This is a genomic window from Dyella flava (assembly GCF_016904955.1).
Taxonomy (GTDB): Bacteria; Pseudomonadota; Gammaproteobacteria; order Xanthomonadales; family Rhodanobacteraceae; genus Dyella_B; species Dyella_B flava.
Window position 1 is genome coordinate 159,654 of record NZ_JADIKE010000038.1, and the last position, 24,670, is coordinate 184,323.

General features: G+C 62.1%; 24 protein-coding genes and 1 tRNA gene. 11 read left to right on the forward strand and 14 right to left on the reverse strand.

All coding sequences use genetic code 11. The features are described 5' to 3' along the window. Window positions 1-59: 59 nt before the first annotated feature. The 3 genes from ISP19_RS16415 to ISP19_RS16425 form a co-directional block, all read right to left on the reverse strand. A complete protein-coding gene (locus ISP19_RS16415; RefSeq protein ID WP_204683500.1) occupies window positions 60-1,502 on the reverse strand; it encodes a M20/M25/M40 family metallo-hydrolase in 1,443 nt (480 codons plus the stop codon). Window positions 1,503-1,734: 232 nt separating this feature from the next. Beyond that, window positions 1,735-2,142: a large-conductance mechanosensitive channel protein MscL gene (gene mscL, locus ISP19_RS16420; RefSeq protein WP_204683501.1), complete on the reverse strand. Its 408-nt coding sequence runs from the start codon at window positions 2,140-2,142 to the stop codon at window positions 1,735-1,737. Window positions 2,143-2,329: 187 nt separating this feature from the next. After that, entirely contained in the window at window positions 2,330-3,016 is a 687-nt protein-coding gene (locus ISP19_RS16425; RefSeq protein WP_204683502.1) for a fumarylacetoacetate hydrolase family protein, read from the reverse strand. Between the two features lie 274 nt (window positions 3,017-3,290). Between ISP19_RS16425 and ISP19_RS16430 the strand changes: the two genes are divergently transcribed. The 4 genes from ISP19_RS16430 to ISP19_RS16445 all read left to right on the forward strand — a co-directional run bounded on the left by ISP19_RS16430 (window position 3,291) and on the right by ISP19_RS16445 (window position 7,747). Beyond that, entirely contained in the window at window positions 3,291-4,529 is a 1,239-nt protein-coding gene (locus ISP19_RS16430; RefSeq protein ID WP_204683503.1) for an efflux RND transporter periplasmic adaptor subunit, read from the forward strand. Between the two features lie 63 nt (window positions 4,530-4,592). Then, on the forward strand, window positions 4,593-5,297 hold the full coding sequence (locus ISP19_RS16435) for an ABC transporter ATP-binding protein (RefSeq protein WP_204683504.1): 705 nt from the start codon (window positions 4,593-4,595) through the stop codon (window positions 5,295-5,297). Between the two features lie 12 nt (window positions 5,298-5,309). Further along, window positions 5,310-6,473 carry an ABC transporter permease gene (locus tag ISP19_RS16440; protein ID WP_204683505.1) on the forward strand — a complete coding sequence of 388 codons (1,164 nt, stop codon included), beginning with the start codon at window positions 5,310-5,312 and terminating at the stop codon, window positions 6,471-6,473. A gap of 11 nt (window positions 6,474-6,484) precedes the next feature. Then, a complete protein-coding gene (locus ISP19_RS16445; protein ID WP_204683506.1) occupies window positions 6,485-7,747 on the forward strand; it encodes an ABC transporter permease in 1,263 nt (420 codons plus the stop codon). An 84-nt stretch (window positions 7,748-7,831) separates the two neighbouring features. On the opposite strand, the gene yedA is transcribed toward ISP19_RS16445, so the two are convergent. The 3 genes from yedA to ISP19_RS16460 all read right to left on the reverse strand — a co-directional run bounded on the left by yedA (window position 7,832) and on the right by ISP19_RS16460 (window position 10,263). Continuing rightward, complete coding sequence (gene yedA, locus ISP19_RS16450; protein WP_204683846.1) at window positions 7,832-8,752, reverse strand: drug/metabolite exporter YedA; 921 nt, start codon at window positions 8,750-8,752, stop codon at window positions 7,832-7,834. A 267-nt stretch (window positions 8,753-9,019) separates the two neighbouring features. After that, window positions 9,020-9,907, reverse strand: coding sequence for a methylated-DNA--[protein]-cysteine S-methyltransferase (locus ISP19_RS16455; RefSeq protein WP_204683507.1), 888 nt, complete (start codon window positions 9,905-9,907; stop codon window positions 9,020-9,022). 83 nt (window positions 9,908-9,990) lie between these two features. After that, window positions 9,991-10,263: a hypothetical protein gene (locus tag ISP19_RS16460; RefSeq protein ID WP_204683508.1), complete on the reverse strand. Its 273-nt coding sequence runs from the start codon at window positions 10,261-10,263 to the stop codon at window positions 9,991-9,993. Between the two features lie 76 nt (window positions 10,264-10,339). Here ISP19_RS16460 and ISP19_RS16465 point away from each other — a divergent pair, with 76 nt between their 5' ends. After that, on the forward strand, window positions 10,340-10,684 hold the full coding sequence (locus ISP19_RS16465; RefSeq protein WP_204683509.1) for a Rieske (2Fe-2S) protein: 345 nt from the start codon (window positions 10,340-10,342) through the stop codon (window positions 10,682-10,684). Between the two features lie 117 nt (window positions 10,685-10,801). Here ISP19_RS16465 and ISP19_RS16470 read toward each other — a convergent pair whose 3' ends face one another. The 6 genes from ISP19_RS16470 to ISP19_RS16495 all read right to left on the reverse strand — a co-directional run bounded on the left by ISP19_RS16470 (window position 10,802) and on the right by ISP19_RS16495 (window position 18,180). Then, window positions 10,802-12,085 carry a nucleotide sugar dehydrogenase gene (locus ISP19_RS16470; RefSeq protein ID WP_284384726.1) on the reverse strand — a complete coding sequence of 428 codons (1,284 nt, stop codon included), beginning with the start codon at window positions 12,083-12,085 and terminating at the stop codon, window positions 10,802-10,804. 120 nt (window positions 12,086-12,205) lie between these two features. Next, a complete protein-coding gene (locus tag ISP19_RS16475) occupies window positions 12,206-14,023 on the reverse strand; it encodes an SLC13 family permease (protein ID WP_204683847.1) in 1,818 nt (605 codons plus the stop codon). Between the two features lie 303 nt (window positions 14,024-14,326). Further along, entirely contained in the window at window positions 14,327-15,028 is a 702-nt protein-coding gene (gene trmB, locus ISP19_RS16480) for a tRNA (guanosine(46)-N7)-methyltransferase TrmB (RefSeq protein WP_204683511.1), read from the reverse strand. Between the two features lie 60 nt (window positions 15,029-15,088). Further along, window positions 15,089-15,889, reverse strand: coding sequence for a thiazole synthase (locus ISP19_RS16485; RefSeq protein WP_204683512.1), 801 nt, complete (start codon window positions 15,887-15,889; stop codon window positions 15,089-15,091). 36 nt (window positions 15,890-15,925) lie between these two features. Then, window positions 15,926-16,126 (reverse strand): sulfur carrier protein ThiS, encoded by a 201-nt coding sequence (gene thiS / locus ISP19_RS16490; protein ID WP_204683513.1) that lies wholly within the window; start codon window positions 16,124-16,126, stop codon window positions 15,926-15,928. Window positions 16,127-16,224: 98 nt separating this feature from the next. After that, window positions 16,225-18,180, reverse strand: a complete 1,956-nt coding sequence (locus ISP19_RS16495) for a DUF6600 domain-containing protein (RefSeq protein WP_204683514.1) — start codon at window positions 18,178-18,180, stop codon at window positions 16,225-16,227. A 374-nt stretch (window positions 18,181-18,554) separates the two neighbouring features. Between ISP19_RS16495 and ISP19_RS16500 the strand changes: the two genes are divergently transcribed. The 5 genes from ISP19_RS16500 to ISP19_RS16520 all read left to right on the forward strand — a co-directional run bounded on the left by ISP19_RS16500 (window position 18,555) and on the right by ISP19_RS16520 (window position 22,333). Further along, window positions 18,555-18,628, forward strand: a tRNA-Gly gene (locus ISP19_RS16500). Window positions 18,629-18,681: 53 nt separating this feature from the next. Next, window positions 18,682-19,134, forward strand: coding sequence for an ATP-dependent zinc protease family protein (locus ISP19_RS16505; RefSeq protein ID WP_204683515.1), 453 nt, complete (start codon window positions 18,682-18,684; stop codon window positions 19,132-19,134). Further along, window positions 19,131-20,048, forward strand: a complete 918-nt coding sequence (rimK, locus tag ISP19_RS16510; protein ID WP_204683516.1) for a 30S ribosomal protein S6--L-glutamate ligase — start codon at window positions 19,131-19,133, stop codon at window positions 20,046-20,048. Before ISP19_RS16505 ends, rimK begins: the two co-directional genes overlap by 4 nt. Before the next feature lie 325 nt (window positions 20,049-20,373). Continuing rightward, on the forward strand, window positions 20,374-21,060 hold the full coding sequence (locus ISP19_RS16515; protein WP_204683517.1) for a response regulator transcription factor: 687 nt from the start codon (window positions 20,374-20,376) through the stop codon (window positions 21,058-21,060). Then, window positions 21,044-22,333 (forward strand): sensor histidine kinase, encoded by a 1,290-nt coding sequence (locus ISP19_RS16520; RefSeq protein WP_204683518.1) that lies wholly within the window; start codon window positions 21,044-21,046, stop codon window positions 22,331-22,333. Before ISP19_RS16515 ends, ISP19_RS16520 begins: the two co-directional genes overlap by 17 nt. Before the next feature lie 59 nt (window positions 22,334-22,392). On the opposite strand, the gene ISP19_RS16525 is transcribed toward ISP19_RS16520, so the two are convergent. Then, window positions 22,393-23,775, reverse strand: coding sequence for an L-serine ammonia-lyase (locus ISP19_RS16525; RefSeq protein ID WP_204683519.1), 1,383 nt, complete (start codon window positions 23,773-23,775; stop codon window positions 22,393-22,395). 76 nt (window positions 23,776-23,851) lie between these two features. Here ISP19_RS16525 and ISP19_RS16530 point away from each other — a divergent pair, with 76 nt between their 5' ends. Further along, the gene (locus ISP19_RS16530; RefSeq protein WP_204683520.1) at window positions 23,852-24,097 is read left to right on the forward strand and encodes a glutaredoxin family protein; all 246 of its coding nucleotides are present in this window, start codon (window positions 23,852-23,854) and stop codon (window positions 24,095-24,097) included. A 29-nt stretch (window positions 24,098-24,126) separates the two neighbouring features. Here the strand turns inward: ISP19_RS16530 and ISP19_RS16535 are convergent, their stop codons facing one another. Further along, window positions 24,127-24,396, reverse strand: a complete 270-nt coding sequence (locus ISP19_RS16535) for an XAC0095 family protein (RefSeq protein WP_204683521.1) — start codon at window positions 24,394-24,396, stop codon at window positions 24,127-24,129. Between the last annotated feature and the right edge of the window lie 274 nt (window positions 24,397-24,670).

The window sequence follows — 24,670 nt, forward strand, 5'->3', positions numbered from 1 at the left end:
ATCAACGAGAAAGGCGGCCATCGGCCGCCCTTCTTTGGGATACGAGCTGACAGAGACCCTTATTCCTCCGCGCCATCGCCCGCGAACGCGCCCGGTGCCGAGCCGAAATCGCCGTTGGCTTGGGCCGCCATATAGGTGAACACCGCATACACGGCCACGTTCTGCGCCAGCTTTTTTGGATCGATCTTGTCCAGCGTGTCGTTGGCGGTGTGGTGCCAGTCGAAGTAGTAAGTCGCGTCCTGATCCAACGATAGCGCCGCCATGCCCTTGTGGTGCATCTGGGAGAGATCCGAACCGCCGCCGCCAGGCAGCTTGGGATCGTAGGCGACGCCAATCGGGGCAAGCACCTTGGCGATCTGTTCAATCGCACCGCGTGCCTCCGGCTTGACGCTGGCGCTCATCTGCCAGACCGGGTCCGCGCCCAGATCGGATTCGGATCCAAGCTGGAACTTACCGACCTCGGCGGCATGTTTGTCCGCATAGGCGCGTCCGCCCCACAGCCCCATTTCCTCGTTGGCGAACGCGATGACACGGACGGTGCGGTCCGGGCGCTGCGGCAGGTCGTGAATCAGTTTGGCGGCGCCCAGGGCAATCGCCAGGCCGGCGCCGTCATCGATGGCACCGGTGCCCAGATCCCAGGAATCGAGATGACCGCCGATCACCACTACCTGATCCGGATGCTTGCGGCCGACAAGATCGCCGATCACGTTGTAGCCGGTGTATTGGCCTTCGATGCCGCAGTCCAGATCCAGCTTCACCGTCACGGGTTTGCCGTAGGCCAGGACGCGTTCCAACTGGTCGGCATCCGGGTTGGAGAGCGCCGCCGCCGGAATCGACTTGGCTGGATCAGTAAAACCGGTCACACCGGTGTGGGGTGTGCGGCTATTGGCGTCGGTGCCCGCCGAGCGCAGCAGGAAGCCTGCCGCGCCCTTGCCCATGGCAACGACTGGCCCGTCAATCCGGATGCTTGAGCCTATGCCGTAGTCGCGACCATCCTTGGTGCGGTGCATGCGGTAGCCGATGTAGACGATCTTGCCCTTCACTGTGGCCGGGTTGGCTGCCTTGAGCGCGTCCAGGCTGGGGAACTGCACCACCTCGGCCGTGAGGCCGCCTTTGGGCGTACCCGGTGAATAGCCCAGCGCGGTCAGCGTCAGCGACTGCGGGAAGGGCGCGACGATGGCGCCGTGCTCACTGCGGCGCACCCACAACGGATACGTCACCGGCTCGGTATAGACCTTGTCGAAACCCAGGGCCTTGAACTTGGCGATGGCCCACTCCCGGGCACGTGCATCGTTCGCGCTGCCTGCCAGGCGCTCGCCCACTTCGGTGGTCAGTGCTTCGACCGTCTTGTACGCAGTGTCATCGTGCAGGGCCTTGTCGCGCAATTGCTCAGCCGTCTGCACGGCGGCGGCGGGAATCGTGGTCGGCGCATCTGCGGCGGAAGCAAGTCCATAAGCCAGCATCAGGCCGGCGGTGAGCAGGGTAAGGGCAGGGCGGTGCATGAATGGCTCCAAGGTGATCTGACCGGTTCTTCGCAGGTGACTCAGGGTCGCGCGGGCTTTACCGCCAACCATCTCGCATTACGCACTCACCACCCGTCCCCCTGTGTCTGTATGCAACAGAGAGGGTGGCGCTTGCGAGTTCGATCGGAGCCCCTGTGCCCCCCATTATGGAGGGCATCCCGGGCGGTGCTTAGGCCGGAAGTCACGTTTGCTGCCGGCTGATGCCGGCGTGTTACGGCTTGTTCTTCAGCAAGTCGCGAATTTCGGTCAGCAACGTCACTTCCGGCGGCGTGGCCGCGGCCGCGGTGGTGCTGATACGCATCTTGTTGATGATCTTGATCAGAATGAAGATGGCAAAGGCGACGATCACAAACGCAATGATGGTGTTGACGAAGCTGCCGTAATTGATGGAGATCTCTGCAATCTTGTGCGCGGGATTGCTGTTGTCGGCGGGCCTGATCACCCATTTCATGGCCGAGAAGTCGATGCCGCCGGTAATCCAGCCGATCGGCGGCATGATGATGTCGCTGACCAGCGACGAAACGATCTTGCCGAACGCGCCGCCAATGACGATACCGACCGCCATGTCGACCACGTTGCCACGCATCGCAAATGCTTTGAATTCCTGCAGCATGCCCATTGTTGTCTCCCCAAGGTAGTGCGCCTGATGGCGGGGTCGACTTTAACAAATCAAGTAAAAAGAGTTGCAATCCGGCAGGAGCGGGGCGTAAGGCACCTCGCCGGCTATTGAGAGACAACCTGATCGAGCCCCCGGCACTGCCCTGGCTCGTTGCAGCACATTCGCGTCGCTGCTGCGGGACGGTGCTTCAGACGACTTTGCCGTCCAGCGTGGCAATGCCCTGTAGTGCGGCGTGGAATCGGTCACCGCGCTGAAGCGCTGCCACGCCTGCCGGTGTGCCGGTGAAAATGATGTCGCCGGGCTTGAGCTCGAACAGCGTGGACAGCGCCTTGATGATGGCCACCACGCTATGCACCATCTCGCCAAGATGTCCGTGCTGGCGCAAGCTGCCATTCACATGCAGGCTGAGCTCGGTATCTGCCTGTGGCGACGCCTCGCTCGCCACACGTAGTGCTGACACCGGCGCGGAATAGTCGAAGGCTTTGGCCACATCCCACGGATGGCTCTTGGCCTTGGCGATCGCCTGCAGATCGCGGCGGGTCAGGTCCAGGCCCACGCCGTAGCCGAAGATCGCCTCCGTTGCCTGGGCCTCATTCAGGTCGCGGCCGCCAGCCTTCAGGGCCACCACCATTTCGACCTCGTGGTGCAGGTCCGACGTGGCCTGCGGGTACGGCAGGTCGGCACCATCGGTGACCACGGCATCGGCCGGCTTGCAGAAGAACATCGGCATCGAGGTATCCACGGTGCCACCCATTTCACGCGCATGTTCGGCGTAGTTGCGCCCGACGCAGAACACGCGGCGGATCGGGAAACGTTCCTCGCGGCCGATGACGGGGAGGCTGGTAATGGCGGGGGGATCGATGACGTAGCGCATGGCGTGAAGGGTAGCAGCTAGGCGCCCCGGTTGGCCAAGGAAGATGCCGTGACAGGTATCGCCGTCGTTGCCGCCGCGGCGCGTCCGGGTCAGTCTTGTGCAAGTAAAAGCCTGGAACTTGGGCGTGTACGCACGATAGGGTGTTTGTCGATTCGCGCGAAGCCGGCACGTCGTATGACATGACAGCTGTCACGGATAAGTGTTGATGAGCGCGCATAGTAGAGCCCTCAACGAATGACTATCGTGCACCAAACAGGGACCACGGGGCATACGTGTGAGCAACACTGATCTCTTGAAGGAACTGCGCATTGAGCGTCATCAGCGTGAGGATCACAACAGCGGTGGTCCTGGGCGCTGGGTATGGATAGCTGGCGCAATCATCCTGGTAGTGGCGGCGATCGGTGCGGGAGGATGGTGGTCGCTTGCGCATCGCGCCATCCCCGTACAAACGACAACAGCCATCGCGGCGGGTAGCGACCCATCCACCGGCGCCGTGCTGCAAGCAACCGGTTATGTCACTGCACGTCGCCAAGCCACCGTTTCGGCGCAAATCACCGGCACCTTGACGGAAGTGCTGATCGAAGAAGGCGACCGGGTCAAGAAAGATCAGGTGCTGGCGCGGCTGGATGACAGTGCGTACAAAGCTGCGCTCGATACGGCGATAGCGCAGGCGAAAGCTGCGCATGCCTTGGTCGATCAATACCGGGCCCAACTGGCCCAGAACCTGCGCGACGCAGCGCGTGACGACACACTTGCCAAACAGGGGCTGGTTTCCAAACAGCTGGCTGAACAGGCGCGCACGTTGGCCGATAGCACGCGTGCACAGCTGGTTTCGCAGGAGAAGCAGGCCGTTGCGGCGGATGCCAATACGGTGCAGGCGCAAGTGAACTTTGATTATTGCGTGGTGCATGCGCCATTCGATGGCGTGATCACCACCAAGGATGCGCAGGTTGGCGAAATCATTTCGCCGTTTTCGGCGGGCGGGGGCTTCACGCGGACCGGCATCGGCACCATCGTGGACATGGATTCGCTGGAAGTCGATGTCGACGTCAACGAGGCTTATATCGGCCGCGTCACGCCGAACATGCCGGCGGAAGCGGTACTCGACGCCTATCCGGACTGGAAGATTCCGGCGCACGTGATCGCCATCGTGCCGGCGGCTGACCGCGGCAAGGCCACGGTAAAGGTGCGTGTGGCGATGGAACAGAAAGATGCGCGCATCGTGCCGGATATGGGCGTGCGCGTGTCATTCCTTGAGAACAAGCCCGCGGCTGCCATGCAGGCACCGAAGGGCGTACTGGTGCCGGCCAAGGCGATTGTCCAGCGCGATGGCAGCGACAGCGTTTTTATCGTCGTGAACGGCAAGGCTCATCGGCAGTCCGTGCAGCCATCTTCGCAGGATTACGGCGACATGCGTCTGGTGCCTGCTTCCGTCAATGCGGGAGACGATGTGGTGGTATCACCGCCGGATTCTCTGCACGACGGTGCCGACGTAAGCGTGCAAGCCCATTGATCATGAAACCAGCACCGGCATTCCACGCGCCGGCGATAGAGATGCACTAGGGAGGCTGTAGCTATGGGTACGTTGATCGAGATTCGCGATCTTTCCAAGATCTATACGCGCGGCAAGCAGAAAGTCGAGGTGCTGCATCACATCAATCTCAGCATTGCCGAAGGCGACTTTCTTGCCTTGATGGGGCCATCCGGCTCGGGCAAGACCACCTTGCTTAATCTGGCCGGTGGTCTGGATATTCCGACGGGTGGCAGCATCACCGTTGCCGGCCAGCGCATCGATCAGTTGAACGCCGGCGCGCTGGCGCGCTGGCGTGCATCGAACGTGGGCTTCGTGTTCCAGTTCTACAACCTGATGCCAACGCTGAGTGCACAGAAAAATGTCGAATTGCCACTGTTGTTGACCAAGCTATCCGCTGCGCAGCGGCGCAAGAATGCGTCGATCGCCTTGCAATTGGTGGGCCTGGCCGAGCGGGCTTCGCACAAGCCTGCCGAGCTGTCAGGTGGTCAGCAGCAGCGCGTGGCGATCGCGCGTGCCATCGTTTCCGATCCCGGCCTGTTGGTCTGTGACGAACCGACCGGCGACCTGGATCGTCAATCGGCTGAAGAGGTACTTGGCCTGTTGCGCCAGCTCAATCGTGAACATGGCAAGACCATCGTGATGGTGACGCACGATCCCAAGGCGGCGGAATACGCCAATCACACGTTGCATCTGGACAAGGGCACCTTGGTCGATGCGAGTCGTATCCAGTCAGCCACCGCGGCTTGAAGGAGATGGGCGATGAAATATTTCCATCTCATCTGGGCGGCGCTGTTTCGGCGCAAGACACGCACGATCCTGACGCTGGTATCGATCATGGCCGCGTTCCTGCTGTTCGGCATGCTGGATGCCGTACGCAGTTCATTTGACCAGGCTGGCGCTACCGCCGGTGGCGCCGAGCGCCTGCGTGTGATGTCCAAGCTGTCATTCATCCAGCCCTTGCCGCAAAGCCTCGGGGCCGAGATTGCGCAAGTGCAGGGCGTGAAATCCGTCGCGTATGGCAACTGGTTCGGCGGCGCCTATCAGGATCCGCACAACCAGATATTCACTTTTGCGGTGAGCGACAACTACCTCGATCAATATCCCGAGGTGGACGTCAGCCCGGAAGATCGCAAGCGATTTGATACCACGCGCATGGGCATTCTGGTCGGCGAAGAACTGGCCAAGACCTATAACTGGAAGGTGGGCGACCAGATTCCGCTGCAGTCGAACATTTTTCCGCAACGCGACGGCAGCAAAACCTGGGTGGTGAACATCGCCGGCATCTTGCATCCCAAGGATCCAGGTGTCGCGGCGTGGAACAAGCTCATCCTGATGCACTGGAAATACTTCGATGAGTCTAATCCCTATAACGGCGGATTGGTCGGCTGGTACGTGGTGCGCCTCAACGATGTGAATCAGGCCGATCAGGTGATCAAGGCGATCGACGCGCGCAACGCCAATTCCGATCACGAAACCAGGACGGTGACGGAAGCCGCGTTGATCGCCTCTTTCGTCAAGCAATTCGCCGACATCGGGCTCATCGTCGGTTCCATCATGGGTGCGGTGTTTTTCACGCTGCTGCTGCTTACCGGCAATACCATGATGCAGGCGGTGCGCGAGCGAACCTCTGAACTCGCGGTGCTGAAAACCATCGGCTTTTCCAATAGCACGGTGCTGGCGCTGGTGCTGGCCGAATCGGTGTTGCTATTGCTGCTGGGTGGGGTCATCGGTGTTGCCTTGGCGACCTTGCTGATTCCTGGCGTAAGTGAACACAGCGGTGGCCTGCTCAATCTGCCCAACGTAGGGCTCGATAACTGGATGCTCGGTATCGGTCTGATGGTGACGATCGGCCTGGTCATCGGTGCTGTACCCGCATGGCGTGCAATGCGCCTGAATATCGTTGATGCCCTGGCTGGCCGCTAAGGAGGGATGCCATGAATATGCTGGTTATTTTTGCAGTCGTGCTGGCGATGGCGTTGCTGTTTGCGCTGTGGATGGCATTCACCCGCACCGGTCATCAGGCCGCGTCGGTTACCGGCGTGGGTCTTAGTACGCTGCGACAGCGCATGGGCGCTTCCGCGGTGGTGGTGATTGGCATCGCCGGCGTGGTGGCGGTGGTGGTGGCGTTGCTGGCGATGGGGGAGGGTTACACCGAAACCCTGCGCAAGACCGGTAGCGCGGACAGTGCCATCGTGATGCGCGGCGGTTCGGACAACGAGGTGTCATCCGTGCTGACGCATGACAGCATCGTGGTGATTCCCAACGCGCCCGGCATCGCGCGCGACCCGCAAGGCAAGCCTATCGTTTCGCCGGAAGTCGTGGTGGCGGCGGATCTGCCGATGAAGAGCAGCCGCAAGGGCGAAGAGGGCAGCGCGCAATTGCGCGGCGTAAGCGACGAAGCATGGGCAGTACGTCCGAATCTGAAGATCATCGCAGGACGCAAGTTCCAGTCCGGCATGCGGGAGCTGATCGTGGGGCAGGGCGCAGAACGGCAGTTTGCCGGTCTGGAGCCGGGGCGCGAAGTCATGCTGGGTAACCAGCGATGGCTGGTTACCGGGGTGTTTGCCTCGGGGGACGCGATGGACTCGGAAATCTGGGGCGACGCATCGGTAATCGCTGATGCTAATCGTCGCGGCAGCAGCCGCAGTTCGGTGTTGGTCAAGCTCACCGATGCGACCGCTTTCGAAGGCTTCAAGGCCGCGCTGACGCGCGATCCGCGCTTGCAGGTCGACGTGACCACCACGCTGGATTACTTCAGCAAGCAATCGGCAAACATGGCCAAGATGATTTCGGTGATGGTCGCGGTCGTCGGGGTGATCATGGCGCTGGGTGCGGTATTTGGTGCCTTGAACACGATGTTCGCCGCTGTCGCAACGCGTGCTCGTGAGATTGCCACCTTGCGCGCGATCGGCTTTCGCGGCGTGCCGGTGGTGGTCGCGGTGCTGCTGGAGACCATGCTGCTGGCCCTGGCTGGTGGTGTGATCGGTGGCTTCCTGGCCTGGCTGATCTTCGATGACTACACCGCATCGACCATGGCGATGGGCACGGTGGGGACGGTGTCGTTCGCCTTTCATGTATCGCCGGTCTTGCTGGGGCAAGGCTTGTTATGGGCCTTGGTGATCGGCTTTATCGGTGGCCTGTTCCCGGCGGTAAGAGCGGCGCGCTTGCCCGTTACCACCGCGTTGCGCGAGCTGTAGGCAAGACGCACGGACGCAGGCATTGCCTGCGTCAGGTTTATTGGATCAGCGATCCGCGTTGCAGCATCAGCCGCACAACATGGGTCAAGGCGTTCGCCGCTGGCGAGCCAGGGTGATGGTGACCACGCCGAGCAGGATGATCGCCATGCCGGCCAGATCGTAAGGTCCTACTTTCTCGCCCAGCAACATCACGCCAAACAACACCGCGATCGGTGGATTGACATAGGCATAACTGGTCGCCAATGCTGGCCGCGCATGCTTGAGTACATACAGGTATGCGCTGAATGCAATGAGCGATCCGAATATCACCAGGTACGCGGCGGCCATGGTGGCATGCCAGGTTGGATGAGCAGGCAGTTTTTCGCCGCTGGCGAATCCCGCTATCAATAGCGCGACGCTGCCGCAAAGCATCTGTGCTGCCGTATTCATCATGCCGGTGGGCATATCCTGGCGGCGACTCCAGACAGAGCCGAACGCCCAGGCCATGGCGGCGATCAACAAGGCCACCGCGCCGACATGCGACGCGGTCAGCGAACTGCCGAAGTTCAAAATGACGACGCCGATAAAACCGATAAACAAACCGAGCGTTTCGCGGCGCGTAGCCCATTCGCCGTACATCCCTGTGAACAGCGCGGCGAACAACGGCATACTCGCCACCGCCACGGCGGAGATGCCGGAACTAACGCTTTCTTCCGCAAAGCAAACGAGGCCGTTGCCGAATCCGAGCAAGAGCACGCCCGTAAACGCCGCATTGCGCCACTGGCGTGCGGTCGGCATCGCGGCGCCGCGCCAGCGCAAGTAGCTCAGCATCAACAAGCCGGCAATGGCGAAGCGAATCCCGGCCAGCAGGAACGGCGGATAGCTTTGCAGTGCCACGCGTATGCCGAGGTAGGTCGAGCCCCAGATGATGTAGAGCGCAAACATCGAGAGCGGTACCCAGGTGCGGGTGCTGCTCTGATCGCGTAATGGGGTGGCGATGGTGGTGGGGGTGGCGGAGTCGTTCATCAGCGGATTGGCTTTGGGCAGCGCATACGATAACTGCAAGGTATGCCTGTCCAGTAGCGCGGGTGTTGCAAGCCTGTGTTGAATCAGGGGCAAACAGAGGAGGTGTTATGGCGTACACGAAACATTCGGCTGTTGTCAGACGAAGGCCAGGGCTCACTGACTAGACAGTTTCGGTGATTGCAAAAACATCGGCGCCCGACCTCGCCGGGACAACGGCTTTTAGCACTTCGGAGCATTCGAAGACGTTGCGGTCGGGGCCTTTACGCTTTAGCGTTTCCGGCCGCGTGGCGGCTTATTTGCCTTGTGCTGCTGCTCTTCCTGCGCAAGCAGCACGCGCTTTCGTTCCACGCCCCAACGCCAGCCGCCCAGTGCGCCGTCCTCGCGCACAATGCGATGGCAGGGCACCAGCAGGGCGAGACGATTACTGCCGCAGGCCTGACCGATGGCGCGCGCGGCGCCTGGTTTTCCAAGTTCCGCGGCAAGTTCGCCGTAGCTCTTGGTGGTGCCGGCAGGGATGCGGGTCAATGCATCCCATACGCGCCATTGGAAGGCCGTGGCGGCCACGTCGAGTGGTGGCATGTCCGGCGCTTCGCGATCGCTCCAGCCCAGATCGCTGGCAATGCGTGCGATCACTGCGTCGAGCCATTCCTCGCGGCCGTTGTCGACACGCTCGCGCGAGGCTTTGGGAAATTCATCCGCCAGGTGTTGTTCCAGTTCCTCATCGCTGGCGCCGATCGTCACCGCGCAGATGCCTTTGGCCGTGGCCGCAACCAACAACTGCCCCAAAGGTGTGGTGATGGTGGTGTAGCGAATGCTGGCGCCGGCACCACCGGCGCGATAGCTGGCCGGTGTCATGCCAAGCAGGCGATTGGTGTGTTCGTAGACGCGGCTACCGGAACCGAAGCCGGCGTCGTACACCGCATCTGCTACGGCCGAGCCTTTGCGCAAGGCACTTTTGAATTGGCCGAAGCGACGCGCGCGATGGTATTCGGCCGGACTCATGCCGTAGCGGCGGCGAAAAGCCCGCTGTAGATGGCTAGGACTGAGCTGGGCCGCGCTGGCGAGGGCCGTCAGCGACGGCGCTTCTGTCGCACGCTCGATCAGCGCGCGGACTTTTTCCAGCGGGGCTTCAAGTGTGGCGAGGGCGTTGCGCATGATGGCATCCGGGGCAGGGTGCCATCAGCTTAGGTGGGGCGCGTGATGGCAGCTATCCGAATCTTGCGCTTTCTTGGCGAGCGTCAATGGTGGGTGACAGGCCGCGAATTGCGGATGACCACGTACTCGCCTTCCAGCACTTCAGGTTGACGCGCTTCACGCGCAGCCGGGCGAGCCATGCTGCCGCGCTTCCACTGACGCCACACCAGCCACAGTGCGCCACCGACCATCAGCACGCCTGCCACGACCAGCCCGAATACCATCAATACACCGATGACGAGCAGACCCATGACCAGGGACAATGCCTGGACCAGCGGGTTACGGCGGCGATGCATCAACGGTAAAACGATGCGCATGTTAAAAATCCGTGTGGTAAAATCAATGACTTACGCGTGCAACGATGAGGCTTCACGGCCTCCAAGGCAAGTGCCGATGGATACAGCAACCTCTCCCCGCCGCCTCTGCCGGCTCGATGACATGCCCGATGGCGAGGCGATAGCGCTGGATGTGCTGCTGCCCGAAGGCGAGGAAAGCGTGATCCTGCACAGGCAGGGCGGGCAGGTAAACGCCTGGCTCAACATCTGCCCGCACGCCGGGCGCCGTCTCGACTGGGCGCCGGGCAAATTCCTGATCTCGAAGGGCATGCTGATTTGCGCCGCACATGGCGCCAGCTTCAATGTCGACAACGGCGAATGCATCGGGGGCCCGTGCAAGGGTGAGAGCCTGCGTGGCGTGCCGGTGCGCGTGGAGTTGGGCGAAGTGCTGCTCGCTGACTGAAGCTTGCAGCGAGACCGGGTAGGTTGGGTTAGCAGCGTAACCCAACGGAACTTCGTCGAAGCCCTGAAAAAAGTTGGGTTACGCTGCGCTAACCCAACCTACCCAACCCTTTTGGCGTTACAGACGTCCGTCGACGCGTTCTTTCGGCAGCACGCCCTTGATGTCGTAGACCACGCCGTTGGACATGGTCAGTGCGCGCGTGTCGTAAGTGCCGCCGGGATAGAACTGCTGGTGCGCAACGGCGAGCACGACAGCGGCATAGCCGCCGTTTGTTTCGACTTTCGGCAGTAGGCGCAAGCCGTAGCTCTTGTGTGCTTCGTCTGCATCGGCCCAAGGATCATGCACGTCGACGGCTGCGCCGTAGCTTTCCAGTTCACGCACCAGATCGACCACGCGCGTGTTGCGCAGGTCAGGGCAGTTTTCCTTGAAGGTGAGCCCGAGCACCAGCACGCGGCTGCCACGGATTGCATGCCCTTGACCGACCATCAGCTTGATCACTTCGCTGGCGACATGCTGGCCCATGGCATCGTTGATGCGGCGGCAGGCGAGCAGGATATCCGGGTAATAGCCGGTCGATTGCGCTTTCTGGATCAGGTAGTACGGATCGACGCCGATGCAGTGGCCACCGACCAGGCCGGGTTGAAAGGGCAGGAAGTTCCACTTGGTGCCCGCCGCCGCGAGTACGTCCTGGGTGTCGATGCCGAGCCGGTGGAAGATCAGCGCGAACTCGTTGATCAGCGCGATATTCGCATCGCGCTGCGTGTTCTCGATCACCTTGGCCGCCTCGGCCACCTTCAGGCTCGGCGCCTTGTGCGTGCCGGCGGTGATGATGCGCGAGTACAGCGCATCGACAAAGTCGGCGGTTTCCGGCGTGGAACCGGAAGTGATTTTGGGGATGGTAGTTAAACGCCGCAGCTTGTCGCCGGGGTTGATCCGTTCCGGGCTGTAGCCAACGGTGAAATCGCGATTGAAGTGCAGGCCGGAAGCGCGCTCCAGCTCAGGCACGCAGATTTCCTCGGTAGCGCCGGGATACACGGTCGATTCGTAGATCACGACATCACCCTGACGCAGCACACTACCCACCATCTGGCTGGCGTGGATCAGTGGGCTGAAGTCCGGGCGCTTGTGCTCGTCCACCGGCGTCGGCACGGTGATGATGAAGACATTGCGATCGCGCAAGGCTTCGACATCGGTCGTGAAGTTCAACCGCGTGGCAACTGCGAGTTCATCGGCAGTGGTTTCCTGATTGCCATCTGCGCCGCGTTTAAGCGCATCGACACGTGCGGCATCGATGTCGTAGCCGAGCGTATCGAACAGGCGGCCGAATTCGACTGCGAGCGGCAGGCCGACATAGCCGAGCCCGATGATGGCAAGGCGAGGATCGCTAGGGTGTGTGGTCACAGATGTTTGCCAGGTCGCTGGATACGGGTGAAGTAGGTCCGACGTCATCTCCGCGAAAGCGGGAATGACGGCTTTGGTCGTACTGGATGGCCCCCGATGTTACAGCGCCCGTGCGGCTTATCAACGGTACATAAGATTGATCGCCACCAGCGTGATCACCAGCACGATAAACGTCAACGGCAAACCTGCGCGAAAGAAGTCCCTGCTGCTGTAGTCGCCCGGGCCGGTCACCATCATCAGCGCCGGATGGCCGGAGCTCAGCAGGAAGGTGTTGGACGAGGACACCGCCACGATCAGCGCGTAGGCGGATGGATTGCCGCCGGTTGCGACAGCCACGCTGATCGCCACCGGCACCATCATCACCGTCGCGCCCACGTTGGACATCACCTGCGAGAACAGCAGGGTGAGAATGGCCAGTGATGTTTGCAGCACCCACGGCGACGCATGCCCAAGATGCAGCAAGACTTCCTGTGCCACCCATGCCGCTGTGCCGGTGGTGTCCATCGACCAGCCCAGCGGAATCAGGCAGGCGGTGACGAAGATGGTCTTCCAGTTCACCGCCTTGTAGGCCTCATCCATGTTCAGCACGCCACTCAGCAGCATGCCGATGGCGCCGGTCATCATCGCGACCGAAAGGTCGAGATTGGTGAACAACGCCAGGCCCTTCGCCAGCAGGAAAAAACCTACGGCTTGCCACAGCTTGTTGGGCCGCTGTTCTTCGCGCGGAATGTCGGTAACGATGACCAGATCCTTGTCTTCCGACGCATCCTGCAGTGCCTTCCAGCTCGAATGCAGTACCAGGGTGTCACCCGTGCGCAGGCTCAGGGCGCGCAGGTCATCGCGATAGACATGATCACCACGTGTCACCGCCAGCACCGAAATGCCATAGCGCTTGCGCAGGCGCAGTTCGCCGACCGACTGCTTGAGGAAGCGGGAACTGGGCGGAATCACCGCCTCGGAAATGCCGGCGCGGGTTGGATTGAACAGCTCGCCCAACTGACGCATGCGCGGTGACACTTTGCACAGCTGATTGTTGGCGAAGCGGTTGAGTTCATCGCGTGGTCCCAGCACGCCGAGGACCGAGCCGACCCAGATGACCTGGTCGGCCGGTGGTGCCATGCGGGCTTCGTTGCCGCTTCTGATCGCCAGGATCAGCGGCGCCCCATGCAATTGCTCCACCTCGCCGATGCTCATGCCGACCAGCGGGCTTTCCGCCGTTACGGTGAGTTCGGCCGTTTCGCCGACGATGCCATAGGTCTCGGCAAAGTAGCTTTCAGTACGGCCCGGCGTCACCTTCTGCCGTTCGTCCTCGCGATCCGGCAGCAGCTTGTTGGTGAACAGGTAGAAGAACAACACGCCGGCGATGGCCAGGGCGAGGCCGACCGGTGTCACGCTGAACAGGCCGAATTTGGGCACCGTTTGCGCGCCCGGCGGCAGGTTGGCGTTGGCGCTGGCGATCAGATCGTTGAGTACGATCAGCGGGGAATTCGCGATCAGCGTGGTGTTGGTCGCGGTAAGGATGCAGAACGCCATCGGCAGCAACAGCCGCGAGATCGGCACACCGGTACGTGCGGACAGGCGGCTGGTCACCGGGATCATCAGTGCGGCCAAGGCCTGGCTGGGAATCACGGCGCTGAAAAGGCTGGTCACCGCATTGATCACCACGCCCAGGCGCGACTCCTTGCCGCGCGCCATGCGCATCACGAACTGCGCGGTCAGGCCCAGCACACCGGCCCGGTCCAGCCCGGCGCCCATGATCATGATCGCGATGATGGCGATCACGGCGTTACCGGCAAAACCATTGAAAACGCGGTCAGAAGGGATCAGGCCGGTCAGGCCGATCACCACCACGACCAGCAGCGCCACCATGTCGGCGCGAATCCACTCCAGCACCAGCATGAGCATGGTGAAACACACCAGCCCGAGTACCAGGATCATTTCGGGGGTGAGGGTTAGCGCCACTATGGGTCGTCCCTGTCGGGCGCTGTGCAAGGCTGGAAATGGGGCAGCGGTCGCTTCACGCGGTGACTCTTCCCTGTTTGACGGGAAAGTATAAGCGTCACAGCGTGCCGGCTGGTGAACCGGGGCCACATCGCCGGCCATTTCCTCGTGGAAGGAGGCCCGGTCAACAGACAGGCTGGTAGGTTGGGTTAGCGCAGCGTAACCCAACTGATCTTCATCGAAGCGACGAACCACCGTTGGGTTACGCTGCGCTAACCCAACCTACCCGGATCGCGTGGCTCAGGCTTTTCGGTAGAGCAGATCCCACACGCCATGGCCGAGCTTCAAGCCGCGGCGTTCGAAGTGGGTCTCGATGCGCCATGGCGGTTTTTCGGCGTATTGGCCCGGGCCTACGGCGTTGCGCCAGTGGGGCGAGGCCTCCATCACTTCGAGCATATGCTGGGCATAGGGCTCCCAGTCGGTCGCCAGGTGCAGCAGGCCGTCTGGGGCCATGCGCGTGGCCAGCAGGGCGACGAACTCGGGCTGGATGATGCGCCGCTTGTTGTGGCGCTTCTTGTGCCAGGGGTCGGGAAACCAGATGCGCGCTTCGGCAAGCGTGCCGGCAGGAATCTCGTGCTCCAGCACTTCCACCGCATCATGCTTGTAGATCCGCACGTTGGCCGCATCGCGTGCAGCCAGGGCGTTCATCAGCCGGCCGACGCCGGGACCATGCACTTCCACGCCGATATAGTCGCGCGCCAGATCGTGTTCGCTGGCCCAGGCCAGGGCTTCGCCATTGCCGAAACCGATCTCCAGCACGCGTGGCGAGTGGCGGCCGAAGCGTGCGTCGAAATCCTGTGCGCCGCCGCTGTAATCGATGCCGAAACGGGCCCAATGCTCGTCGAACGCACGTTGCTGGGCCGGCGTCATGCGGCCTTCACGCAACACGAAGCTGCGGATCCGGCGAAGGTGGAGGCTGTCTTGGTCGGGGGAGTTGGTCATGCGAGATGTTTGCGCTGCCTCCCCATCGGGACAACCCGAAGGGGAGTAGGGGCTAAATTTTCAGCCGATGGTGCCATCGATCGGGCTGGAGGCCGACGCGTAACGCTTGCGCGGAATGCGGCCGGCACGGAAGGCGGCACGACCGGCCTCGATGGCCAGCTTCATCGCATGAGCCATCAGCACCGGATCCTTGGCCCCGGCGATGGCGGTATTCATCAACACGCCGTCGCAGCCCAGCTCCATCGCAATGGCCGCATCCGAGGCCGTGCCGACGCCGGCATCGACGATGATCGGCACCTTGGCGTTCTCGATGATTTCCAGCAGGTTGTAGCGGTTCTGGATGCCAAGGCCGGAGCCGATCGGGGCGGCCAGCGGCATCACGGCAACGCAGCCGATCTCCTCCAGCCGGCGAGCCAGGATCGGGTCATCGCTGGTGTAGACCATGACGTCAAAGCCGTCGGCAACGAGTTGCTCGGCGGCTTTCAGGGTTTCCACGACATCCGGGAACAGGGTGCGTTCGTCGCCGAGCACTTCCAGCTTCACCAGCTTGTGGCCGTCGAGCAGTTCGCGTGCCAGCTTGCAGGTGCGGACTGCGTCCACCGCGTTGTAGCAGCCGGCGGTGTTGGGCAGCAGGGTGAATTCGTGCGGCGGCAACGCATCGAGCAGGCTCGGCGCATTCGGATCCTGGCCCAGGTTCACGCGGCGGATGGCGGCGGTGACGATCTCGGCACCGGCAGCCTGGGTGGCGCGGCGCGTTTCATCCAGATCCTTGTACTTGCCGGTGCCGGTCAGCAGGCGTGAACCGTAGCTTTTGCCGGCGATGATCAGGGGATCGGTGCGGTCGAGCGTTTTGATATTCATGGCGATACCGGCTTGCGGAAGCGGGGAAGGGGCGGATCAACCGCCGCCGATGGCGTGGACGATCTCGACTCGATCGCCTTCGTGCAGTTCGTGACCATCGTGCATGCTGCGCGGCACGATTTCGTGATTGACCTCTACCGCAACGCGGCGGCCGGCATAGCCGGCCTGGTGGAGCAATTGGGTGATGGTGCTGCCTTGGCCGCAGTCATGCGGGTGGCCGTTCAAGGTGATCTGCATCCACCTATTGTAACGGCAGGGCATGGTGGTTGGCCCCGCCAGTGCTCCCACGGTGCAGATTGACTCCTTTCCGCGCTGCGAAAAGGGAGTCAGCAGGGTTAAGGATGGCCCTCGCCACGCGACGGCGCGGGCGCGCTTTCGCGTCCCCGTGGCGCACTTTGCGGATGCATCTCTTCTCCACCGCGTCCCTGTTGCTCGGGCCGCGCAAAATCCGGCCGCTGGTACGGCTGGTAGGAGGGATTGATCTCTGGCGGGCGCTGCTCGGGCACGTATTGGTGCGACCGTTCGGCCGTCTCAAACCGATCCTGTTCGGGATTTTCCTCACGCGGCGCATAGGATTGCGTGACCGGCTGATAGCGCGGGACCTGCTGCGCCGACTCGAAATGCGGCACTTGCGGCAGCGTGGCCGGACTCGACTCGGCGGCCTCCTGTTCGACCCGCTGTGGCGCGGATTGAGGTGGTGTAAAGCGCGGCTGCCGCACGATCTCCGCGCTGCCCACGACTTGCGCATGACTGCTGACCGGCGTGCTGGGACGGACGCTAAGCACGCGCACATTGGAAGCAGGTTGCCCGGCGCTGACGGATGCGGTCGCCGATACCGCGGCCGCCGGCCGGCCGACCGCTACCACCTGGCGATTGAATCCCGCGGATGGCAACGACCGTCCATCGATCAGACGCGGCTGGCCGAAGCTGCTGGTGGTCGGACGTTGCAGCGCTGTCGGCGCGACCATCGATGCGGCGGCCAACTGCTGCGCGTTCACTTGCACCAGGTTGTTCTGCACATTGCGGGCACTGGCAAAGTTTTGTGCCGAGACGGCGGACAACGCCTCCGGTGCATTGCGATACGCATAGGCATTGCCGGGCGCGGCACGTCCGATCTGATACAGGCCGTACTGATTGTGGATGGTGTCGATCAGCGCGGTTTGGTCGTTATAGCGGCCGACGCCGATGTTGGCGAGGTTCACGTTGGTGTAGTAATTGCGGGAAGCGTGATACCACGGGCTGTAGACGTCGCGCGGCCCGAGTGGGAACCAGCCCACCGGATGGCCGGCGCCCATGCCGACAAAGGCAACCAGGGCGGGCGCATAGATCGGGCGCACTTGCCGTGGTCCGGGTATCCAGCCCCACCGCTGGTGGATGAAGGCCCAGCGGCCATAGTGATAGGGCGCGAAACCCCAGGGTGCGTTGTCGATCCAGGTCCAGCCCCAGGGCCAGATCCACGCCCAATGGCCGAAACGATAGGGCGCCCAGCCAAACCCGACCACCGCGGGATACCAGATGTCGCCGTAATCCTCGTCTTCTTCCCAACTGCCAGCGTTATCCAGATCGTCGCCGCCAACCATGTCGTTGGAGACGTACTGGGCGCTGCTGTCGTTGGCTTCCTGGGTATCGCGATCGTTGCACCACAGATCGAAGGCATCGCCGCTCACGAAGTCGCTTACCGTGACATCGCTGAGGGTGGAGTTATTGAACTGGTAGCGGCGCCCGCTGTAGATCTCGCGTTGTGCGTTGTTCTCGCCGTATACCGTGGCCAGGCCGTCGCTGACGGCAACGGTGGTGGAATTGCCATCGCCGGGTACATCGACGCGGAAGCTACCGGGTTGGTCGATCACCACGGCGAGGGTCGGGGTGTCGATTTCATAAGTCGCCCCCTGATCAATGTTGCGCACCGTGATGTTCAAGCTGCCTCGGGGCAATTCGAACTGGCCGGTCTGGCCGTTGAGATTGAGAATGCCGATATCGCTCTGGCCATCGATACGCAGCGCGGCGCCGCCGAGATCCAGTTCGGCCCGGGAGTCGGGGCCGCTGGAAAGTTTGTCGCCATTGGTGAGCGGACGATTGACGTCGGCCGAGGTCCATTCGGTACTGCCTGCCGGCAGCAGGCCAAGGTCGCCATTGGCAATGGCAAGGCGTGCGACGCGTGGGGGTGGGTCATTCGCGTTGCTGTCCTGGCCGGCGTCCGATTGGGCGTAGGTCATGCCGGTGCAGATAAGCAACAAGAGGCTCAGGCCGATCTGCCATGTACGCGAAAGGGATGCATTGAACACACGCATGGGTCTGTCCGTGCGATACCGCGCGAAACGGTCGCGCTTCCGTTAGCGTCCGTGACTGTGTGGCGATTATGTGCGCGATGCACAAGGGCCGGCATATGCCATACGTGGTGCCTGGGCAGGGTGATTCAGCCAACTGCTACCTGCGGTTCACCTTAGGGCCTGTTAGCACTATTGGCGTAACCCGCGCCGGGTCTGTTTGCCCGCCATCCGGCGTCATCGCTCAGTCGTGTACCGACGTACACTCCCTCACTCTTTCTTGGCTGGCGCGCAAACAGCTCCCGGCGCGGGCCACGCCAATAGTGCTAACAGGCCCTAAAGGTTTCCAAAACCAGGATTCCAAAAGCCCCATTCGCCGGTTACCATCGCCGAACGTTGCGGGTGTAGCTCAATGGTAGAGCTGTAGCTTCCCAAGCTACTGACGAGGGTTCGATTCCCTTCACCCGCTCCAGATTCTTTCCGGCGCCCCACCGAGATCTTCCAAACCCGACAGCGTGAGCTGACATGGCGGACATGATTACCCTCGGTTGGCGGGAGCGGCTGGCATTGCCCCAGTTCGGCATCCTTGCGCTCAAGGCCAAGCTCGATACCGGTGCACGCAGCAGTTCGCTGCATGTGGACGAGCTTGAAACCTTTACCCGTGATGGCGATACCTGGCTGCGTTTTGCCGTCGGCCTGGGGCGGCGTTCCGCACACAAGGTGCAATGCGAGGCGCCTGCCTGCGACCGGCGGGTGGTGGTCGATACCGGTGGCGGACGCAGCGAACGCTGGTTCATCCGCACCGAAGTCATGCTTGCCGGCGAGCGTTTCGAGGTTGACATGAATCTGACTGATCGCCGGCACATGCTATTCCCTATGCTATTGGGGCGTACCGCATTGGTCGGACGCTTCGCCGTCAATCCCGCACTTTCCTACACCCTGCCCAAGCCCGCGCACACGATGGTCGATAAGCCATGAAAATTGCCATCCTCTCGCGCAACACGCGCTTGTATTCCACGCAGCGCCTGGTTGAAGTGGCGCGTGAACGAGGCCATGTGGTGCGTGTGCTCGATCCGCTGCGCTGCTACGTGCGCATCGCGCCGGGTGAAGTAAAGATTCGTTACAAGGGCAAGACCTTGCACGATATCGATGCGGCGATCCCGCGCATCGGCACCTCCAGTACGTTCTACGGCACCGCGGTGCTACGCCAGCTGGAGATGATGGGGGTGTATACGCCCAACTCCTCCGATGCGGTGCTGCGTGCGCGCGACAAATTGCGCTGCCTGCAGATTCTTGCTGCGAAAGGATTGGACATGCCGGTGACAGTCTTTGGGGACAACCCGGATGACACCACCGACGTGCTGGAAATGCTCGGCGAGCCGCCGCATGTGATCAAACTCAACGAAGGCAGCCAGGGTACCGGCGTGGTACTCGCAGAAAAGCGCAGCGCCTCGCAAAGCGTGGTGGAAGCGTTCCGCGGCTTGTACGCCAATTTCCTGGTACAGGAGTTCATCGCCGAGGCCAAGGGCTCCGACCTGCGTTGTTTCGTGGTCGGTGGACAAGTGGTGGCGGCGATGCAGCGCGACGCAGTGCCCGGCGAGTTCCGCGCCAACCTGCACCGCGGCGGCAGCGCGGTAGCGGCCAAGCTGACCGCCGACGAAAAACGCATCGCCGTGAGTGCCGCGCAGGCGCTTGGGCTGGGGATCGCCGGTGTCGACCTGCTGCGCTCCAATCGCGGTCCGCTGGTCTTGGAAGTGAACGCATCGCCCGGCCTGGAAGGGATCGAGGCGGCCACGGGCGTGAACGTGTCCGAGTACATCATCAAGCATCTCGAACGGAACGCAGGCAAGGGTGCAAAACGCGAAAAGGAGAATGGGGAGAGGTCAAAGTGACCCGCCTTATTCACTCGATTGTTGCCCGTTAACCCAGCAGTGAGTACGAGTTAACTGTCGCGTAACCCCCCCACCCCTATAAAGGATCCACTGTTTGTTTGCTCGCCACTTCAATCGCAAGGTCCGGTGACAGCAGACGACGGTATCGGGGCAGTAGCTTCAGCCCGGATGTAGCGACGTAAGGTCGCGGCGTCCGGGCTTTTTCTTTGGGCGCTGGATAAAGCGCCACCTGCCGTTCAGTATTCCGCTTAACATTTGCCGGGCGCAGTCGTTAAGCTTGTGCCTCCTGCGGCCGTCTGTGCCGGCTGCGTAGCGGGAGAGACGCATGCGCGTTCTGGTGATTGAAGACAACAGCGATATTGCGACCAACATCGGCGACTATCTGGAAGATCGCGGCCATGTGGTGGATTTCGCCGGAGATGGCGTTACTGGCCTGCATTTGGCGGTCGTGCACGAGTTCGACGTGATCGTGCTGGACCTGACCCTGCCCGGCATGGACGGCCTGGATGTGGCCCGCAAACTGCGCCACGAAGCCCACAAGCAGACGCCGGTGCTGATGCTGACCGCCCGCGATGCCCTGGAGCAGAAGCTCACCGGCTTCGAATCCGGCGCCGATGACTACATGACCAAGCCCTTTGCCCTGCAGGAGCTGGCGGCCCGTCTGGAAGTGCTGGCGCGCCGTGGCAAGGGCCCCCAGAGCCGAGTACTGAAGGTCGCCGACCTCACCTATAACCTGGACACCCTTACGGTGACCCGCGAAGGCAAGTCGATCCAGCTCAACCCGATCGGCCTGAAGCTGCTGCAGGCATTGATGGAGGCCAGCCCTTCGGTCGTCACGCGCCAGGATCTGGAGCAGAAGGTGTGGGGCGAGGAGCTGCCCGACAGCGACAGCCTGCGTGTGCACATCCACGGCCTGCGTGCCGCGATCGACAAGCCGTTCGAGAAGGCGTTGATCCACACCAGACACGGCATCGGTTACCGCATGGTCGATCCGGATGCAGTCCAGGCGTAAGCTGCGATTTCGCCTCATTGTTTCGTTCGCGCTGTTTGGATTTGGCCTCAGCGCGTTGTTTGCCATGGCGTCGTTGTATGTGCGTGCCAAGGTGGAAGACCAGCTTGTCGCGGCAGCCTTGCAGAGCGACGTCGATCAGGCGGTCGACAAGACGCTTAGCAACCAACCGGCTCAATCCGAGCTGATCGAGGCGTGGATCAAGAGCGACCGCACGCTCTACAAAATGCCGCTGGGCTGGCAGAACCTCGATACCGGCGTCCACGACATGTATGACGTGGATGCCGGTGGCCGTACCAGGCACTACAAGCTTGCGGTGCGGCGCAAAGACGGCGTCATCGGTTTTGAGCGCTATGACATCAGCCGGGAAGATCTCGGCAAACGCCAGCTGATTACTGCGCTGGGTGCGGCAGTGATCTTGTTCAGCCTGCTCTCGCTGGCGATCGGCTTGTGGCTGTCACGCAAAGTGCTCAAGCCGGTAAGCGAACTGGCACGGCGCCTGCGCGATTTTCGCAAGACCGGACGGGCCGAATTGCTGGCGCCCCATTTCGCCGACGACGAAGTGGGTGAGCTGGCGCAGGCACTCGATGAATACTCCACCCGCCTGACGGCGATCGTCGAGCGCGACCGCGAATTCAACTCCGACGTCAGCCATGAATTGCGCACGCCCTTGGCAGTGATTTCGAGCACCACCGAACTCTTGCAAGGCTCGCCCGATCTTACCGACAAGCTGCGCGAACGCCTCAAGCGCATCGAGCGCGCGTCGCGTCAGGCGACCGAGCTGATCGAGGCGCTGTTGCTGCTTTCTCGCGCCGAACGGCGCGGGCCGACGCGTGGCGAAACGACCGAGGTCGCCAAAGTTGCCGCCGATGTCATCGAAAGCCAGCGGCCGCAAGTGCGCGATAAGCCGGTGGAGATCGAGCTGATCGAAAACAGCCCGGTCAGCGTCAATGCGCCGGCATCGGTGCTGGCGGTGGCGCTCACCAACATCATCGGCAACGCCATCAAATACACGCTGGAAGGCAACGTCACCGTGCAGGTGGAGAGTGGCCGTATCGATGTGATCGATACCGGCCCGGGCATCAAGCCGGAAGATGCCGAACGCCTGTTCCAGCGCGGTGTTCGCGGCGAAGGCGCGGGTGGCAGCGGTGCAGGCCTGGGTCTGGCGATCGTGCGCCGCCTGTGCGAACTGTATGGCTGGGATGTGTCGATCAGGCCGCGCACCGATGCCAACGGTGCGATCGCCAGCATCGTGTTCGAGCGCGAAGCACGTTGATTCAATGAGTTGATGTGGTTTGGGTTACCCGGACTTGCCGGGGTAGCCCAACCGACTTCTCAGCACTCGATCACGTTGACGGCGAGGCCGCCGCGCGAGGTTTCCTTGTACTTGTCCTTCATGTCGCGACCGGTGTCGCGCATGGTCTTGATCACCTTGTCGAGCGAAACGCGGTGCTTGCCATCGCTCTTCAACGCCATGCGGCTGGCGTTGATGGCTTTGACCGAACCCATCGCATTGCGCTCGATGCATGGAATCTGCACCAGGCCGCCGATCGGATCGCAGGTCAGACCCAGATTGTGTTCCATGCCGATCTCGGCAGCGTTCTCGATCTGCCACACGCTGCCGCCGAGCGCAGCGGTGAGCCCACCGGCCGCCATCGAGCAGGCCACGCCGACTTCGCCCTGGCAGCCCACTTCCGCACCGGAAATGGAAGCGTTCTCCTTGTAGAGAATGCCAATGGCCGCCGCGGTGAGCAGGAAATCGATCACGCCGTTTTCGTCGGACTTCGGGCAGAAGCGGTGGTAGTAGTGCAATACGGCCGGCACAATGCCCGCGGCGCCATTGGTCGGCGCGGTGACCACGCGGCCGCCGGCGGCATTTTCTTCGTTGACGGCCAGCGCGTAGAGATTGACCCAGTCCAGAATCGTCAGTGGATCCTTGAGTGCGGCTTCGGGCTGGTTGCGCAATTCGGCGGCCATCGCCGGTGCGCGGCGCGCCACCTTCAAGCCTCCCGGCAGCACGCCCGGTGAGCGCAAGCCGCGCTCGACACAGCCTTGCATGGCCTTCCAGATATTGAGCAGACCGCTACGAATATCCGCTTCACTGCGCCACACCTTTTCGTTTTCCAGCATCAATTGGGCGATGGTCAGGCCGTGCTGTTCGCACAGCGCCAGCAACTGATCACCGCTTTCGAACGGGTAGGGCTGTTCGGTGGTATCCGCGACGATACGGTCTTCCGCCGCCTCATCGTGATTGACGACGAAGCCGCCACCCACCGAGTAATAGTCGCGTGTGGCCAATTCATTGCCATCGGCGTCGTAAGCGGAGAAGCGCATGCCATTGGTGTGGAATGGCAGCTTCTGGCGCTTGTTGAAGATCAGGTCTTGCTTCTCGTCGAAATCGATCTCGTGCTTGCCGAGGACCCGGATGCGATGCGTGGTACGGATGCGCTTGAGAATGTCCGGGATGTGGTCCGGATCGACCGTATCGGGATGTTCTCCCTCGAAGCCCAGCAACACGGCTTTGTCCGTGCCGTGCCCGCGACCGGTCATGGCCAGCGATCCATACAACTCCGCGCGCACGCGCACGACCTTGTCGAGTACGCCTTTCTCTTCCAGCCAGCGCTCGGAGAAACGCGCCGCCGCGCGCATCGGGCCAACGGTATGCGAGGACGACGGACCAATGCCGATCTTGAAAATGTCGAAAGCGCTGACAGCCATGGGTGCACTGCGATATCGGGGACGAAGTAGCTATTCTACGCGTGCCTTCCTTCCAGGGCAGTCTATTCGCTGACGTATGGCCGAATTTGTGCTCTATCAACGGGACTATTGCCACCTGTGCGATCAGGCCCTGGCGGTACTGGCGCAGGCGCGTGCGCCGGACTTTGACAGTATCTGGGTGGACGATAGCGTGGAGCTGGCCGCGCGCTATGGCACGCGTGTGCCGGTGCTGCGGGACCTGCGCGACGGGCGGGAACTGGACTGGCCGTTCGATGCGGTGCAGGTATCGCGCTGGATGAGCGACGGGGCGCAGGCTGGATGACGCTGCGCCAGCCCAAGCCCTGTTTGCCATCAATGCGTCTGCGCGCGCTCTACGCTGACTTCACTCTGCGCCACTGCATCCACCAGGCCGGCAATCTGAAAACTCAGATCACCAAACAGCTGCCCGATCAGGCTGCGGCGGACGAAATGGATGACGTCGTTTTCGCCATTCGTGCTGGCTGTGCCGGCGAGTTGCGCCATCAGCAGAAGATGGTCGCGGAGCATGCGTAGTTCGTAGAAGTGTTCTTCGGATAGCAGGTAGCTACGCGCGATGGGCGCGGTGTGGGTGGGCTTGTTCATGGGCCTGTTCCATTAGGTTAGGTCGCCCGCGCATTGCACGCGGGCGAAGGGACTGCAGGAAAAAATCCTGCTCGTTTCAGCGGAATGTGCCTCTTCCGCTTGGACGATTACCCACTTGGGCCCGACGCTATGCAGTCTGCATGGCGCTGAAGTAGGACTAATACCGGCTTGGCGGGGTCACGCGTAGGCGTGCATGCCGTAAGATCGAGAGTAACCATTGCTAACTGCCTTTGAGTTGGTTTTGGCCAGCGGATCGTTTGGGCTGCAATCCCAG